Consider the following 14,976-nt stretch of genomic DNA (forward strand, 5'->3'; position numbering starts at 1 on the left):
GCGCGGGCGGCACGACTACCCGCAGGCCACGCTCCACTACCCTGAGCGCGGGCGTGTCGCCGGTACGGCGGCATGGGTATGGCGGCACCGACGGCGGTCGGGCCGGGCGGGCGAGGGAGCGGGGCCGTACATGGCACAGGACGGGGCACACCACCACGGCGAGCGCACCACCACCAGACCCCCGACGGCGGTGCCCCACCAACGGCCCGCCGCGGGTGCGGACGGGGCCTTCGACCTTCCGGCGTGGGTGGCGCTTCCTCGACCGGAGGCGGCTCCCGGGATCTTCCGCCAGGGCTACAAATGGACCGATCCCACCGAGGCGGAGGAAGCGAAGGTACCCACCGGGCAGCTGCTGTGGCGTGCAGCCCTGAACCTCGTCGCCACCGTCGCGACCTACTACATCGGTACATTCGTGCTCGTATGGGTGGTGGGGCTCCTCGGATGGTTCGCCGGGACGTCGCCGGAACAGTTCAACACCGTCCAGGTCCTCATCAACCTGATCACCATCAGTTGCGCGGCCGCGGTGTTCTGGCGCACCGGACGGTGGCGCGAGGTCGGCCGCCGGTTCCTCACGCGCTCCGGGTGGCGGAAGAACGTCGCTCCAGTCCTAGCCCGGGCAATCACCCATGAAGGCCCAGCTACGGCCAGGCCCGTGGTCGGCGCCGATGCCTCGTCCGTTGCCGACCCTTGGTTTGCCCAGCGATCGGGCGGAGCGTCGGCGGCGGCCGAGAAACTGGACCACGCGAAGGCCGGGGATGTCGACTACGTCCGAATCCAACGGGCCTGGGAGTCCGCCCAGGCCGATGCTGCCTTCCTTCCCGCATTCGTCGACCAGGTGCTCGCCCGGGGTGCCGCCGCCTTCTCGCATCCTTCGGAGACCCGGGACCTGGTGACCAGGCAGGCCAGGCATGACCTGTTGCTGCAACAGGTGCGGCTCGGTACGACGCAGGACGTGGTGAAGAACCCGCACGGCCACCGGGCGACCGGATTCGCCTTGGACCCCGCCGTTCTGGGGACATCGCTACTGGCCGTCGGTCCTGCGGGAACCGGCAAGACGGCTCGACTCGCCCGCCCCGTCACGGAAGCTCTCTGCCTTCAGACGTTGGCCGGGACGGCATGCGTCGTTGTGGTCGGGGCAGCGGACTCGGACCTCGGCCCGGACGACTGGTACGACGTGGTGATCGCACCGGGCGAGCCCGGGTCGGTCTACGGGCTGGACCTGTACGGAGCGACGCAGGATCCCGATGAGGCAGCCGCCAGACTCGCGGACGCGCTGCTGCCGGACGAGCTGATCGCGCGCGCGGAGAGTACCCGGACGACGCTTCAGCAGGTAGTCGGACCGTTCAGCACCGCCTATGGACGCTATCCGGGAGTTCGTGAACTGCGGGCGCTGCTTTCCGGGGAGCCGGAGGTGATGGAACCGCTCGTCAAGGCCCTTCGGGCAGCGGGCCAGCTGTCGGTCTACGAGCGGGACCTCGAGTACCGGCAGCGGCAGCAGGAACGTGCCGATGACCCGGGGATTCTCCTGGCGGATCGCTTGGCACTGCTCGACCGTCCGGCCTTCGAGGGGGCATTCGCCACGGACGGCACGGGTCGTCTGCCCTTTGCCATGCGCGCACTCGATCACCCGCTCCGGGTTCGGGTGAAGCTGCCCGAACGAAGCCACCCTGAGGCCGCCCGGATCCTCTCCCGTCTCGTCGTGGGACAGTTCGTCGTAGCGGCGGCCGCCCGTAGGGACCGCTCGCTGTTCGCCGGACTGGTGGTGGACGACGCGTCCGCCGCGCTGGATGCGAACACCGTTCGCGGTCTCCAACGGATGCGGGGTGCCAATGCGGGCGCGGTACTGCTGCTTCGTACCTTGATGGATCTGCCGGAATCGCTGAGGACCCCCTTGTTCGGGGCCGTGGGCTGCCGGATGGTCTTCCCCGGGATCGCCCCATGGGACGGGAAGTTCTTCTCCGAAGCGTGGGGCACGCACGTTGTCCACGAGACGGAGGTCACCCACACCCCCGACACCTCCGGTGGCATGATCCGGCGGGCCGGGCGGGTCGGGCGGAAGGCGTTGTCGGGGACGACGGCGCGGACGGAGTCGGTGACGACGCGGGAGGTGGAGCGGTTGCGGTGGTCGCCGTCGGATCTGGCGCACGCGTTGCCGGCGGGGCACGCGGTGGTGTCGTTGACGGCGGTGTCGGGGGAGCAGGTGCCGCCGTTGCTGGTGGATCTCAGGGACTGACGGCGGACTGACGGTGGGCTGACGGCGGGGCCGCCGGGAAGTCGCCTTCGAGGTGGATTCGGCAGTGCGGGTTGTCCGGAGCGTCCATAATGAAGGGGAGAGACCCTCACCAGTCCCACGTCCCTCTCCTCGCCCGGCCGCAACGGCGCGGTCAGGTCGATCCCCCGAAGGTGCCATGCCCCCCACACTCGCCTCCGTCGTCCGCAACACGTCGCTCCACCTGACGGTCCTCGCCGGTGCGGATCACCTGGAGCGGCCGGTCCGCTGGGTGCACACCAGTGAGCTGGACGACCCGACGCCGTTCCTGGAGGGTGGCGAGCTGCTGCTCACCACCGGTATCAAGCTGGGCCGTACGGCGGCGCAGTTGCAGGCGTACGTGCACCGGTTGGCCGACGCGGGGGTGGTCGGGCTGGGGCTCGGGGTGGGGTTGTCGCACACCGAGGTGCCGCAGCCGCTGGTGGACGCGGCGGCGCAGCGCGGGTTGCCGCTGCTGCGGGTGCCGGAGCCGACGCCGTTCATCGCGATCAGCAAGGTGGTGTCGGCGGCGCTGGCCGCGGAGCAGTACGAGGCGGTGACGACCAGCTTCGAGGCGCAGGAGGAGCTGACCCGGGCGGCGCTCGGCAAGGACGGCACGACGGCGGTGGTGCGTCGGCTGGCGGCCCGGCTGGGGGGCTGGGCGGCGCTGTACGACGGGTCGGGCGCGCTGTCGGTGGTGGCTCCGGACTGGGCGGCGCGCCGGGCGGGGCGGCTGGCGGCGGAGGTGGACCGGCTGCGTCGGCGGCCGGCGCCGTCGAGTGCGGCGTTGCAGGGGCGCGCGCCGGGGATAGACACGGCGGACGAGGACTACGTGGTGGTCCAGTCGCTGGGGGCGGACCGGCGAGCCCGGGGCTTCCTGGCGGTCGGGACCGAGGACCGGATCACGCCGACCGAGCGGTACGTGCTGAACGCGGCGGTGGCGCTGCTGACCCTCACCCTGGAGCGTTCGCGGGAGTTGCGGCAGGCCGAGGAGCGGATGGGCGCGGCGCTGCTGCGGATGGTGCTGGCGGGTGAGGTGGCGACGGCCCGGCAGGTGGCGGTGGGGCTGTTCGGCGGCCTGCCGGAGGGGACGATACGGGTTCTGGTGGCCGGGGCCGGGCCGGCCGGCGCGGATGCCGCGGAGGCGCTCGGGGAGCTGGGCGACCGGGCCGAGCAGGCGGGTGCGCGGGTGGGCGAGAAGCTGCTGGTGGCGCGGGAGGACGGTGCGCACGGGCCGCGGCTGATGGTGCTGGCGCTGGACAATGGAGCGGTGCACCGGGCCTGTCTGGGCGTGGTGGAGGAGCACGAGGGCCTGTCGTTGGGCGTCTCGGCGCCGGCCGCGCTGGAGGACGCCGGGACGGCGCACGCGCAGGCCGAGCGGGCGCTGGCGGTGGCGCTGCGCGGTGGCCGCCGGTCGGTGGACCACGAGGAGGTCGGCGCGGGGTCGCTGCTGCCGCTGCTCGGCGAGGACGCGGTGACGGCCTTCGCGGAGGGGCTGCTGCGGCCGTTGCGGGAGCACGACCGGACGGCCCGCGGGGACCTGGTGGCCTCGCTGCGGGCGTGGTTGTCCCGGCACGGCCAGTGGGACGCGGCGGCGGCCGACCTGGGCGTGCACCGGCACACGCTGCGCTACCGGATGCGCCGGGTCGAGGAGTTGCTGGGCCGCTCGCTGGACGACACGGACGTCCGGATGGAGCTGTGGCTGGCACTCCGTTCCGGCGAGGAGTGAGGCCCCGGCGGGGAACGGCCGCCCCCGGGGAGGAACAGCGGCTCCCGTAGGACGCGGTGGAGTGGCCTCGGGGGCGAACGCTCCTAGTCGGCCAATCCGGTCCGCGCGCCGCCCCGCCTACCCTCAGATCCGGGTCCCACGTCCGTGGGCCGTAGGACAGACGAGGAGAGGGCCGGTACCACGGTGACCACCACGTACGATTTCTGGCTCGCCGGCCGCCGGGCGAGCGGCGACGCCGACTTCGAGGTGCACAACAGCTGGGACGGCCGTCTGGTCGGCAAGGTGAGCATCCCGACCGAGGCCCAGGTCGACGAGGCGCTGGACGCCGCCGTCGCCGCGCTGCCGGTGTTCGCCGCCACCCCGGCGCACCAGCGTGCCGCCGCCCTGGACCACGTGGCCAAGCGGCTGACCGAGCGCACCGAGGAGCTCGCCCAGCTGGTCAGCGCCGAGAACGGCAAGCCGATCAAGTGGGCCCGCGGTGAGATCGGCCGCGCGGTGTCGGTCTTCCGCTGGGCCGCCGAGGAGGCGCGCCGCACCAACGGCGAGACCATGCGGCTGGACACCGACCCGGGCGGCGTGGGCCGTTTCGCGGTGGTGCGCCGCTTCCCGCGCGGTGTGGTGCTGGGGATCGCCCCGTTCAACTTCCCGCTGAACCTGGTCGCCCACAAGGTCGCCCCGGCGATCGCGGTCGGCGCCCCGATCATCCTGAAGCCGGCTCCGGCGACGCCGCTGTCGGCGATGGTGCTGGGCGAGATCCTGGCCGAGACCGACCTGCCGGCCGGTTCCTGGTCGATCCTGACCGTGCCGAACGACCGGATGCCGGCCCTGGTGCAGGACGAGCGCCTGCCGGTGATCTCCTTCACCGGTTCGGACAAGGTCGGCTACCAGATCATGGACTCGGTGCCGCGCAAGCACTGCACCCTGGAGCTCGGCGGCAACGCCGCGGCCGTGGTGCTGGCCGACTGGTCCTCGGAGGCCGACCTGGACTGGGCGGCCACCCGGATCGCGATGTTCGCCAACTACCAGGGCGGCCAGTCCTGCATCTCGGTGCAGCGGGTCATCGCCGACGCCTCGGTGTACGACGCGCTGGCGGAGAAGGTCGTCGCCAAGGTCAAGGCGCAGGTCACCGGTGACCCGAGCGACGACGCGACCGACGTCGGCCCGCTGATCGACGAGAACGCCGCGAAGCGCGTCGAGTCCTGGGTCGATGACGCGGTCGCCAAGGGTGCCAAGGTGCTCGCCGGCGGTACCCGCGAGGGCGCGACCTACGCCCCGACCGTGCTGGCCGACCTGCCCGGGGACGCCATCCTGGCCAAGGCCGAGGTGTTCGGCCCGGTGCTGTCGCTGCACAGGGTGAACGGCGTGGACGAGGCCTTCGCGGCCGTCAACGACTCGGCGTTCGGCCTCCAGGCGGGCGTGTTCACCCACGACCTCCAGACCGCCTTCCGCGCCCACCGGGAGCTGGAGGTCGGCGGTGTGATCATCGGCGACGCGCCGTCCTACCGCGCCGACCAGATGCCGTACGGCGGCGTCAAGGACTCCGGTGTCGGCCGTGAGGGCGTCAAGTACGCGATGGCCGACTACACGGTCGAGAAGGTCATGGTCCTGACCGGCCTCGACCTCTGAGCGATGCCGTAGCGAGGCCGTAGCGGTGCCGTAGCAGCGCGGCGGCAGCAGTGGGAGGGCCCGGTTCGCCGAACCGGGCCCTCCTCGCGTCCGCGCCCCTCCCCGCGTACGGCGTTCGCGTACGCGTTCACGTCCGCGCCCCGCGCCGGTTCAGCCGTCGTGCCCGGCGGCCGCGGCGACCGCCTCCTCGACGGTGGCGTTCCCGGCGACCAGCTCCAGCGTTAGTCCGGCGGTGCCGGGTTCGTGCAGCAGGGCGGCCAGGACGGCGGCCACGTCGGCCCGGTCCACCGCGCCGCGGTCGACCGAGGGGGCCAGCCGGACCAGGCCGGTGCCGGGGCCGTCGGTGAGCCGCCCGGGGCGCAGCACCGTCCAGTCCAGGGCGGTCCGGGCGCGGACGGCGTCGTCGGCGGCGCCCTTGGCCCGCAGGTAGGTCTCGAAGACCTCGTCGGCGGGGTGGCGCGCCTCGGCGTCGGCGGCCATCGCCGAGACCATCAGGTACCGGCGGACCCCGGCGAGTTCGGCGGCGTCGGCGAGCAGGACGGCGGCGTCCCGGTCGACGGTGTTCTTGCGGGCGGCGCCGCTGCCCGGTCCGGCGCCGGCGGCGAAGACCACCGCGTCGGCACCGGTCAGCAGTTCGGCGAGCTGCGGGGCGGTGGCGGCCTCCAGGTCGAGCAGCAGCGGCTCGGCGCCGGCGTCGACGAGGTCCTGGGCCTGTTCGGGGCGGCGGATGATCCCGGCGGGCCGCTCGCCGCGGGCGGCGAGCAGCCGTTCCAGCTGGAGCGCGATCTGTCCGTGGCCCCCGGCGATGACGGTACGCATGTTCCGACGGTAGTCCGAAGGGCCGGAGGTCGTCCTGGGGAGTGCCGCGAACAGGACACACGCGAACAGGACACAATGGGCGCATGACTTCGCTCGCCCACCCGCAGCTGCGCTTCACGCCCACCGTGGCGGACCCCTCCGGCCCCCGGGAGCTGGTGATCCTGGGGTCCACCGGTTCGATCGGCACCCAGGCCATCGACGTGGTGCTCCGCAACCCGGACCGTTTCCGGGTGGTCGCCCTGTCGGCGGCCGGCGGCCGGGTGGAGCTGCTCGCCGAGCAGGCGGTGCGGCTGGGCGTGCACACCGTGGCGGTGGCGGATCCGGCGGCCGAGCCGGCGCTGCGCGAGGCACTGGCCGCGAAGTCGGCGGGCCGTCCGCTGCCGACCGTGCTGGTGGGCCCGGACGCGGCGACCGAGCTGGCCGCGCTGGAGTGCCACTCGGTGCTGAACGGCATCACCGGTTCGATCGGCCTGCGGCCGACGCTGGCCGCGCTGACGGCGGGCCGGGTGCTGGTGCTGGCGAACAAGGAGTCGCTGATCGTCGGCGGTCCGCTGGTGAAGGCGGTGGCGAAGCCTGGCCAGATCGTGCCGGTGGACTCCGAGCACGCCGCGCTGTTCCAGGCGCTGGCCGGCGGCACCCGGGCGGAGGTGCGCAAGCTGGTGGTGACCGCCAGCGGCGGCCCGTTCCGCGACCGCACCCGTGAGCAGCTGGCCGGGGTGACCCCGCAGGACGCGCTGGCGCACCCGACCTGGGCGATGGGCCCGGTCGTCACGATCAACTCGGCCACCCTGGTGAACAAGGGCCTGGAGGTGATCGAGGCGCACCTGCTGTACGACGTGCCGTTCGACCGGATCGAGGTCGTGGTCCATCCGCAGTCGGTGGTGCATTCGATGGTCGAGTTCACCGACGGTTCGACCCTGGCCCAGGCCAGCCCGCCGGACATGCGGATGCCGATCGCGCTGGGCCTGGGCTGGCCGGACCGGGTGCCGGACGCCGCCCCCGCCTGCGACTGGACCAAGGCCGCCACCTGGGAGTTCTTCCCGCTGGACGACGAGGCCTTCCCGGCGGTCGAACTGGCCCGCGAGGTGGGCACCCTGGGCGGTACCAGCCCGGCGGTCTTCAACGCGGCCAACGAGGAGTGTGTGGAGGCGTTCCTGAAGGGCCGCCTCGCCTTCACCGGAATCGTGGACACTGTTGCCAAGGTCGTGGCCGAGCACGGCCAGCGGGACGGCGGTCCGTCGTCGGGAACTTCCCTGACGGTGGAGGACGTCCTGCACGCGGAGGACTGGGCGCGCGCCCGGGCCCGCGAGCTGGCGGCCGGTTGACGACCGGCCGACGCCGGTCGGCGGCCATGATTGCGGTAGGACGAGACGATGAGCGGAGCGGCATGACGGAGGACCAGCGGTGGCAACGGTTTTGACGGTGGTCGGCATCCTGGTCTTCGTCATCGGGCTGCTGATCTCGATCGCCTGGCACGAACTCGGCCACCTCTCCACGGCCAAGCTGTTCGGCATCCGGGTGCCGCAGTACATGGTCGGATTCGGCCCGACCCTCTGGTCGCGCCGGAAGGGCGAGACCGAGTACGGCATCAAGGCGATCCCGTTCGGCGGGTACATCCGGATGATCGGGATGTTTCCGCCGGGCGATGACGGCCGGATCACCAAGCGCAGCAGTTCGCCCTGGCGCACCATGATCGAGGACGCCCGCGAGGCCTCCTACGAGGAGCTCCAGGAGGGCGACGAGAGCCGGCTCTTCTACACCCGCAAGCCGTGGAAGCGCATGATCGTCATGTTCGCCGGGCCGTTCATGAACCTGATCCTGGCGTTCGGGCTCTTCCTGACCGTCATGATGGGCTTCGGCGTCCAGATGAGCGTGCCGACGGTCAAGACCGTCGCCCAGTGCGTGGTCAAGGCGGGCCAGCCCACCGACAGCTGCCCGGAGGGCGCCCCGCAGACCCCGGCCGCCCAGGCCGGGCTGAAGGCGGGCGACCGGATCCTCTCCTTCGACGGCGACCGGATCCGCACCTACGACCAGCTCCAGGAGGACATCCGCAGGTCGGCCGGCCGGACCGTGCCGGTGGTGGTCGAGCGGGACGGGCAGCAGCACACCCTCACCCCGACCATCGCGGTCAACGACGTCCAGAAGTACGACGACGACAACGTCCCGGTCAGGGGCCAGACCGTCCAGGCCGGGTTCCTCGGATTCACTCCCGCGAGTGGTGTGGTCCAGCTGGGCTTCGGGCAGTCGCTCGACCGGATGTACGACATGACCGAGAACGGGGTGAAGTCGCTGATCGCCCTGCCCGGCAAGATCCCCGGGCTGTGGAACGCGGTCGTCGGCGACGCCCCGCGCGATCCGGACTCGCCGATCGGCATGGTCGGCGCCGCCCGGGTCAGCGGCGAGGTCATCTCGCTCGACATCCCGGCCACCCAGCGGATCGCGGTCTTCGTGAACCTGCTGGCCGGGATCAACCTGTCGCTCTTCCTCTTCAACATGCTGCCGCTGCTCCCGCTGGACGGCGGGCACATCGCCGGCGCGGCCTGGGAGGCGGTCCGCCGCCGCTTCGCACGACTGTTCCGGCGGCCCGACCCGGGCCCGTTCGACGTCGCCAGGCTGATGCCGGTGGCGTACGTGGTGGCCAGCGTCTTCATCGGCTTCACCCTGCTGGTGATGGTCGCCGACCTGGTGAACCCGGTGAAGATCGGCTAGGACGTTCGGGTACGGCGGGTGTGCTGGGCGCCGTTGCGGTGCCGTACCGTGGAGGCCGGGTGCGCGATCACAGCGCGCCCGGCCTCGGCCGTGTCACGGCCGGGCGGTCGACCACACCTCAACCCCGGGGAACCCTGCGCACATGACCGCGATCTCGCTCGGTATTCCGTCCCTGCCGCTCAAGCCGCTGGCCAAGCGCCGTTACTCCCGGCAGATCATGGTCGGCAACGTCCCGGTCGGCGGCGACGCCCCGGTCTCGGTGCAGTCGATGACCACCACCGTGACCTCGGACATCAACGCCACGCTCCAGCAGATCGCCCAGCTCACCGCGTCCGGCTGCCAGATCGTCCGGGTCGCCGTGCCCTCGCAGGACGACGCCGACGCGCTGCCGATCATCGCCAAGAAGTCGCAGATCCCGGTCATCGCGGACATCCACTTCCAGCCGAAGTACGTCTTCGCGGCGATCGACGCCGGCTGCGCGGCGGTGCGCGTGAACCCGGGCAACATCAAGGCCTTCGACGACAAGGTCGGCGAGATCGCCAAGGCCGCCAAGGACGCGGGCGTGCCGATCCGGATCGGCGTCAACGCCGGCTCGCTGGACAAGCGCCTGATGGAGAAGTACGGCCGGGCCACCCCGGAGGCGCTGGTCGAGTCGGCGCTGTGGGAGTGCTCGCTGTTCGAGGAGCACGACTTCCGCGACATCAAGATCTCGGTCAAGCACAACGACCCGGTCGTGATGATCAACGCCTACCGCCAGCTCGCCGCCGCGTGCGACTACCCGCTGCACCTCGGCGTGACCGAGGCCGGGCCGGCCTTCCAGGGCACCATCAAGTCGGCGGTCGCCTTCGGCGCGCTGCTGGCCGAGGGCATCGGCGACACCATCCGGGTCTCGCTCTCCGCCCCGCCGGCCGAGGAGATCAAGGTCGGCAACCAGATCCTGGAGTCGCTCGGGCTGCGCGAGCGCGGCCTGGAGATCGTCTCCTGCCCGTCCTGCGGGCGCGCCCAGGTGGACGTCTACAAGCTCGCGGAGGAGGTCACCGCCGGGCTGGAGGGCATGGAGGTGCCGCTGCGGGTGGCCGTCATGGGCTGCGTCGTGAACGGGCCGGGCGAGGCCCGCGAGGCCGACCTCGGGGTCGCCTCCGGCAACGGCAAGGGGCAGATCTTCGTCAAGGGCGAGGTCATCAAGACCGTTCCGGAGTCGAAGATCGTCGAGACCCTGATCGAGGAGGCGCTCAAGCTCGCCGAGCAGATGCAGGAGGCGGGTGTCGAGGCGGGGGCGCCGACCGTGGTCGCGGGGGAGTGACCGGTCGCGGGGAGCGAACCCCGCGTGGCGTGTTCCGACAGCCGTAGGTTGTCCTGACCGCGCGGGAACGCCCGCGCGGTGATTTCCGGAGGCGGGGCCGTCCGTTCGCGGACGGCCCCGCGGCCGTAGCCGGGTGGGGCCACGGAGTAGGGTGCGGCCAGAGTCGTCTCAGTGAGGTGCTGTCTCGATGCTCGATCGAGGTGTGATGCTCCCGAGCTCCTTCCAGGCCGCCCGGGCCCTGGCCACCACCCGGGTGCTGGAGCCGCCGGACCTCCCGGGCGCCCTGGAGATCCTCCACCGCGACCCGGTCGCCAACGCGTTCGTCGCGACCAGGGTCGAGGCCGTCGGGCTGGACCCGTGGCGGCTCGGCGGGGAGCTGTGGGGCTGGTACGACGCGGACGGGGTGCTGGACGCGCTCTGCTACGCCGGGGCGAACCTGGTCCTGGTCAACGCCGGTCCGGTGGCGGTCGCGGCGTTCGCGGAGCGGGCCCGCCGACAGGGACGCCGCTGCTCCTCGATCGTCGGGCCGGCGGCGGCCACGGCGTCCTTCTGGGCGCTGCTGGAGCGCAGTTGGGGGCCGGCCCGGGAAGTGCGGGCGCACCAGCCGCTGTTGGCGACCGCGGTGCCGTCGGCGGAGATCGCGCCGGACCCGCTGGTGCGCAGGGTGCGGCGGGACGAGGTCGAGGCGCTGATGCCGGCGTGCGTGGCGATGTTCACCGAGGAGGTGGGGGTGTCGCCGCTGGCGGGGGACGGCGGGCTCCTCTACCAGGCCCGGGTGGCCGAACTCGTCTCCACCGGCCGGTCGTTCGCGCGGTTCGGGGAGGACGGGCAGGTCGTCTTCAAGGCGGAGATCGGGGCGGTGACGGAGGGGGCCTGCCAGATCCAGGGGGTCTGGGTCGCTCCGGAGCACCGGGGGCAGGGCCTCTCCGAGACGGGGATGGCGGCGGTCCTGGATGTCGCGCTGCGGGAGGTGGCGCCGGTGGTGTCGCTGTACGTCAACGACTTCAACCTGCGGGCCCGGGCCGCGTACCGGCGGGTGGGGTTCCAGGAGGTCGGGGCGTTCATGAGCGTGCTGTTCTGAGCGCGCTGTCCCCAGCGGGCCGAGGACGCCGTTCCGCGCGGGTCGAGCAAGCTGCGCGAAGGGCTGTCGGGATCTTCGGCCGCGCCGCGGGGCCGCTGGTAGTAACGTCCGGGGCATGGATCAGCTGACCGGGGTGACGATCGAGGCCATCGACCTTGCGGCCTGGGCGCCGCAGGCGCTGGAGGTCCAGGCGGTGGCGTTCGGGCTGACGCCCGAGGAGGTCGCGGTACGGCTGCACATCGTGGGGCGGCACGCCCAGCAGCCGGGGGTGATCGCGCTCGGGGCGATGAGCGGCGGGCGGCTGGTCGGGTTCGGCTACGGGATGCCCAACCAGCGGGAGCACTGGTGGAGCACGGTGATCGAGCCCTACCTGGCCGCGAAGGGGCACGGGGACTGGCTGGACGGGGTGTTCGCCGTCACCGAGCTGCACGTGCTGCCGGAGTTCCAGGGGCACGGGGTCGGGTCACGGCTCATCCGGACCCTGTGCGAGCGGTCGGGACTCGACCGGAGCATCCTGTCGGCGATCGACGCGGAGACACCGGCGCGGCGGCTGTACCGGGGGTTGGGGTACCGGGACCTGGCGCGGGCGGTGCGGTTCCCGGCGACGGACCGGCTGTACGCGGTGATGGGGGCCCGGTTGCCGCTGCGGGGGGCCGGGGCGTAGCGGCCCGAGCGCCTGCGAACGAAGGGCAAGGGTCCGGGAGCGAAGGGCAAGGGGCTTCGGGCTAGAGGGAGTTGGCGAACTCGAGGTACAGCTCGGCGTCCTCGCGGCGGTCCGCGCCGAGGGCGCGGAGGGCGAGGTCGACGGCACGGAAGAGGGTCCAGCCGCGGAGGCGGTCCTGGTCGACCTCGAGGGCCTCGGAGAGCCGGCCCAGCCTGCGGCGGACGGCGGCGGGGGCTCCGGGGGAGCCGAGCAGGGTGTCGGCGCGGTCCAGGACCAGGCGGGCTAGGTCGTAGGCGCGTTCGCCGGCGAGCGGGCGCGGGTCGATGGCCAGCCAGGGGGCGCGGTCGGCGGCCAGGACGTTGCCGTGGTGGAAGTCGCCGTGCAGGAGGAAGGACTCGGTGGCGGAGCCGGCCAGGTCGCGCGCGGTGTCCAGGGCCTCGGCGACCAGCTGCCGTGCTTCGGCGGTCGCCGGACGGGGGTGTTCCGCGAGGCCGGCGGTGGTGGCGATCCGCTGGGAGAGGGCGGGGAAGGGGTGGCCCTCGGGAAGCTCCGTCCAGAGGCGGTGCAGCAGGCTGGTGGCCTCCAGCATGGCCTTGGGCTCGGCGAGGGAGCGCAGCGGGATCTCGCCGTGGAGGCGTTCGAGCAGGAGGACGCCCTCGGCGGGGACGGCGTCGAGGAGGAGCACGGCGCCCCGGCCCGCCCAGTGGGTGAGGGCGGCGTGCTCGTGGTCGGTCTCGGGGGTGGGCAGGCCGATCTTGAGGACGGCGGGGGAGAGGTCGTCGCGGTGGACGTACGCGACGAGGCTGAGGCTGCCGCCGGGGTCGAGGACCCGTTCCAGGGTGAGGTTCCAGGCGGCGAGGTGGGTGGCGGCCCGGGCGGGCAGGGTGGCCAGCCACCGGCGGGCGGCGTCGCCGTGGGTGGCGGTGGCGGTGTCCGTCAGCCAGCTGGGGACGGTGATGGTGGGTTCGGCTCCCGACATGGGTCCATTGTCGGGGTTCGGGGGCGGGGCGGGCGTGCGGGCTTCGCCCCGCGCGCCCGCCGGGGGCATGGGGTCAGGCGGGGAGGCCCGGGAAGGGGGTGGCCGGGGCGCCCCAGTGGCGGGCGCGGAGGGCGGCTTCGCGGAGGGCGGTGGCGGCGAGGGGACGGTAGGGGGCGGGGAGGGCGGTGACCAGGTCGGCGTAGGCGGTGGTCAGGCGGGTCTCCAGGTGGACGGCGAGTTTCGCGGCGTCGGTGGGGGAGGCGACCGGGAAGGGGAGCTGGTAGCCGCCGGCGGCGGGGGTGGGGGCGGCGGTGAAGGTGGTGAGGAGGCGCTGCCAGGCGTCGCGTTGGGCCTGGTGGGCGGCGTGGGCGGTGCGGGCGTCGGCGCGCTGGGGGTCGTCGGGGAGGTGGGCGCCGACCACGCCGTAGCCGTAGACGGCGGCGTGTTCGGCGCCGAGGGCGGTCTGCAGGGCGGGGACGGCGGCGGTCCTGGTGGCCGGTGCGGCCTCGGTGCGGCCGTCGGGGGTCCGGACGGGGGTCTGGTCGCCGAGGGCCGCGGCGTGCAGGGCGTTGGAGGCGGAGACGGCGGCGAGCAGCCGGGCGAGGGCCGGGCTGACCTCGTCGAAGCCGTTGAGGCGGGACTCGGCGGTCCGGCGCTCCATGAGGGCCAGCTCGGGGAGGGTGGGCAGGGAGCGGACCGGGGTGCCGGTGGGGGAGGGGCTCGCGGTCGGCAGGCCCTGGGCGAGGGCGGCGCGGTGCTGGGCGGTGTCGTCGCGCAGGGGCTGGAGGAGGGCGGTCTGGGCGCCCGGGACGGCGAGCAGGTCGTCGTAGGCGCCGAGCAGCAGGTCGGTGTCGGCGATCGCGCGGAGCCGGGCGGGGGCGTCCGGGTCGCGGGTCGGGGTGGGGCCGGCCGGCCGGGCGCCGTGGGGGTCGGCGGTGCACGCGGTGAGGGCGGTGAGCAGTCCGAGGGCCAGGAAGGTCCGTCGGCTGGGCGGCTGCATCGGGGTCACTCCGGACGGGTACGGGAGGACGGCCTCCCCGCTGCCCTCGTTGGCGTGAATCATTACAGAATCCCCACGTTCCCGGGCCGGGTCCGGGGATGCCGTGCCGGGTGTGAGCTTGCTCGCAGTGGGTGGCGTGCGGGCGGTGGGCGGCGGTCCGGAATCGGTGGTTGGGGTCTTGACCGGATAGGCTTTGGGCCGAGCTGCCGTGATCCGGTGTGGCACCGGGGGTGCGGGGCGACCTTCTGACAACAGCAGACGCGGCCGAGGAGTCCACCCGGATGAGCACCACCCACACCGACCGGCTGCGAGCGTTGCTGGAGCCGCTGGCCGAGCAGGCCGGCCTGGACCTCGAGGACGTCAGGGTCACCAGGGCGGGCAGCCGCCGGCAGGTGCAGATCGACGTCGACACCGACGGCGGTGTGGACATGGACGCCATCGCCGAGTTCAGCCGGGTGGTCGGTGCGGCCCTGGACGAGTCGGACCTGATGGGGGACGACGCGTACCTGCTGGAGGTCGGCTCGCCGGGTGCGGAGCGTCCGCTGGTCCTGCCCCGGCACTGGCAGCGGGCCGAGGGCCGGCTGGCCAGGATCCACCTGGTGGACGGCGGGGAGATCGTCGCCCGGGTGCTGGAGGCGGACGAGGACGGCGCCCTGGTCGAGGTGCAGCCGGTGAAGGGCCGCGGCCGCCCGAAGGAGCGCCGTCTGGCGTACGCGGAGGTCGACCGGGCGCGCGTCCAGGTCGAGTTCAACCGCAAGGACGACGAGCTCCTGGACGAGGCCGCGGACTTCGACGAGGGGGAGGACGGCGCCGAGTGA

At 73.2% G+C, this 14,976-nt stretch carries 12 protein-coding genes; 9 read left to right on the top strand and 3 right to left on the bottom strand.

Annotated elements, in window-relative coordinates:
* Positions 1-130 precede the first annotated feature (130 nt).
* The 3 genes from ACZ7RU_RS35645 to ACZ7RU_RS35655 all read left to right on the top strand — a co-directional run bounded on the left by ACZ7RU_RS35645 (position 131) and on the right by ACZ7RU_RS35655 (position 5,603).
* A complete protein-coding gene (locus tag ACZ7RU_RS35645; RefSeq protein ID WP_470345156.1) occupies positions 131-2,233 on the top strand; it encodes an ATP-binding protein in 2,103 nt (700 codons plus the stop codon).
* Between the two features lie 175 nt (positions 2,234-2,408).
* On the top strand, positions 2,409-3,977 hold the full coding sequence (locus ACZ7RU_RS35650) for a PucR family transcriptional regulator (protein ID WP_470345157.1): 1,569 nt from the start codon (positions 2,409-2,411) through the stop codon (positions 3,975-3,977).
* Between the two features lie 183 nt (positions 3,978-4,160).
* Entirely contained in the window at positions 4,161-5,603 is a 1,443-nt protein-coding gene (locus ACZ7RU_RS35655) for an aldehyde dehydrogenase family protein (RefSeq protein WP_470345158.1), read from the top strand.
* A gap of 150 nt (positions 5,604-5,753) precedes the next feature.
* Here the strand turns inward: ACZ7RU_RS35655 and ACZ7RU_RS35660 are convergent, their stop codons facing one another.
* A complete protein-coding gene (locus ACZ7RU_RS35660; protein WP_470345159.1) occupies positions 5,754-6,422 on the bottom strand; it encodes an NAD(P)-binding oxidoreductase in 669 nt (222 codons plus the stop codon).
* An 83-nt stretch (positions 6,423-6,505) separates the two neighbouring features.
* Here ACZ7RU_RS35660 and dxr point away from each other — a divergent pair, with 83 nt between their 5' ends.
* The 5 genes from dxr (at position 6,506) to ACZ7RU_RS35685 (ending at position 12,179) form a co-directional block, all read left to right on the top strand.
* The gene (gene dxr / locus ACZ7RU_RS35665; RefSeq protein WP_470345160.1) at positions 6,506-7,747 is read left to right on the top strand and encodes a 1-deoxy-D-xylulose-5-phosphate reductoisomerase; all 1,242 of its coding nucleotides are present in this window, start codon (positions 6,506-6,508) and stop codon (positions 7,745-7,747) included.
* 79 nt (positions 7,748-7,826) lie between these two features.
* On the top strand, positions 7,827-9,131 hold the full coding sequence (locus ACZ7RU_RS35670; RefSeq protein ID WP_470345161.1) for a M50 family metallopeptidase: 1,305 nt from the start codon (positions 7,827-7,829) through the stop codon (positions 9,129-9,131).
* A 142-nt stretch (positions 9,132-9,273) separates the two neighbouring features.
* The gene (ispG, locus tag ACZ7RU_RS35675) at positions 9,274-10,434 is read left to right on the top strand and encodes a flavodoxin-dependent (E)-4-hydroxy-3-methylbut-2-enyl-diphosphate synthase (protein WP_470345162.1); all 1,161 of its coding nucleotides are present in this window, start codon (positions 9,274-9,276) and stop codon (positions 10,432-10,434) included.
* A 205-nt stretch (positions 10,435-10,639) separates the two neighbouring features.
* Entirely contained in the window at positions 10,640-11,515 is an 876-nt protein-coding gene (locus ACZ7RU_RS35680; protein ID WP_470345192.1) for a GNAT family N-acetyltransferase, read from the top strand.
* 115 nt (positions 11,516-11,630) lie between these two features.
* The gene (locus ACZ7RU_RS35685; protein WP_470345163.1) at positions 11,631-12,179 is read left to right on the top strand and encodes a GNAT family N-acetyltransferase; all 549 of its coding nucleotides are present in this window, start codon (positions 11,631-11,633) and stop codon (positions 12,177-12,179) included.
* A 61-nt stretch (positions 12,180-12,240) separates the two neighbouring features.
* Here the strand turns inward: ACZ7RU_RS35685 and ACZ7RU_RS35690 are convergent, their stop codons facing one another.
* Positions 12,241-13,158, bottom strand: coding sequence for an aminoglycoside phosphotransferase family protein (locus ACZ7RU_RS35690; RefSeq protein ID WP_470345164.1), 918 nt, complete (start codon positions 13,156-13,158; stop codon positions 12,241-12,243).
* Positions 13,159-13,231: 73 nt separating this feature from the next.
* A complete protein-coding gene (locus tag ACZ7RU_RS35695) occupies positions 13,232-14,221 on the bottom strand; it encodes a ferritin-like domain-containing protein (RefSeq protein WP_470345165.1) in 990 nt (329 codons plus the stop codon).
* Between the two features lie 218 nt (positions 14,222-14,439).
* Here ACZ7RU_RS35695 and rimP point away from each other — a divergent pair, with 218 nt between their 5' ends.
* Positions 14,440-14,976 (top strand): ribosome maturation factor RimP, encoded by a 537-nt coding sequence (gene rimP / locus ACZ7RU_RS35700; protein WP_401118581.1) that lies wholly within the window; start codon positions 14,440-14,442, stop codon positions 14,974-14,976.

This window comes from Kitasatospora sp. NPDC114501 (assembly GCF_055633695.1).

Excerpts from the sequence above, each read along its gene's own strand:
- ACZ7RU_RS35685 (WP_470345163.1), top strand. The coding sequence starts at position 11,631 with ATGGATCAGCTGACCGGGGTGACGATCGAGGCCATCGACCTTGCGGCC.
- ACZ7RU_RS35695 (WP_470345165.1), bottom strand. The coding sequence starts at position 14,221 with ATGATTCACGCCAACGAGGGCAGCGGGGAGGCCGTCCTCCCGTACCCG.
- ispG (WP_470345162.1), top strand. The coding sequence starts at position 9,274 with ATGACCGCGATCTCGCTCGGTATTCCGTCCCTGCCGCTCAAGCCGCTG.
- dxr (WP_470345160.1), top strand. The coding sequence starts at position 6,506 with ATGACTTCGCTCGCCCACCCGCAGCTGCGCTTCACGCCCACCGTGGCG.
- ACZ7RU_RS35645 (WP_470345156.1), top strand. The coding sequence starts at position 131 with ATGGCACAGGACGGGGCACACCACCACGGCGAGCGCACCACCACCAGA.
- ACZ7RU_RS35660 (WP_470345159.1), bottom strand. The coding sequence starts at position 6,422 with ATGCGTACCGTCATCGCCGGGGGCCACGGACAGATCGCGCTCCAGCTG.
- ACZ7RU_RS35650 (WP_470345157.1), top strand. The coding sequence starts at position 2,409 with ATGCCCCCCACACTCGCCTCCGTCGTCCGCAACACGTCGCTCCACCTG.
- ACZ7RU_RS35680 (WP_470345192.1), top strand. The coding sequence starts at position 10,640 with ATGCTCCCGAGCTCCTTCCAGGCCGCCCGGGCCCTGGCCACCACCCGG.
- ACZ7RU_RS35690 (WP_470345164.1), bottom strand. The coding sequence starts at position 13,158 with ATGTCGGGAGCCGAACCCACCATCACCGTCCCCAGCTGGCTGACGGAC.
- rimP (WP_401118581.1), top strand. The coding sequence starts at position 14,440 with ATGAGCACCACCCACACCGACCGGCTGCGAGCGTTGCTGGAGCCGCTG.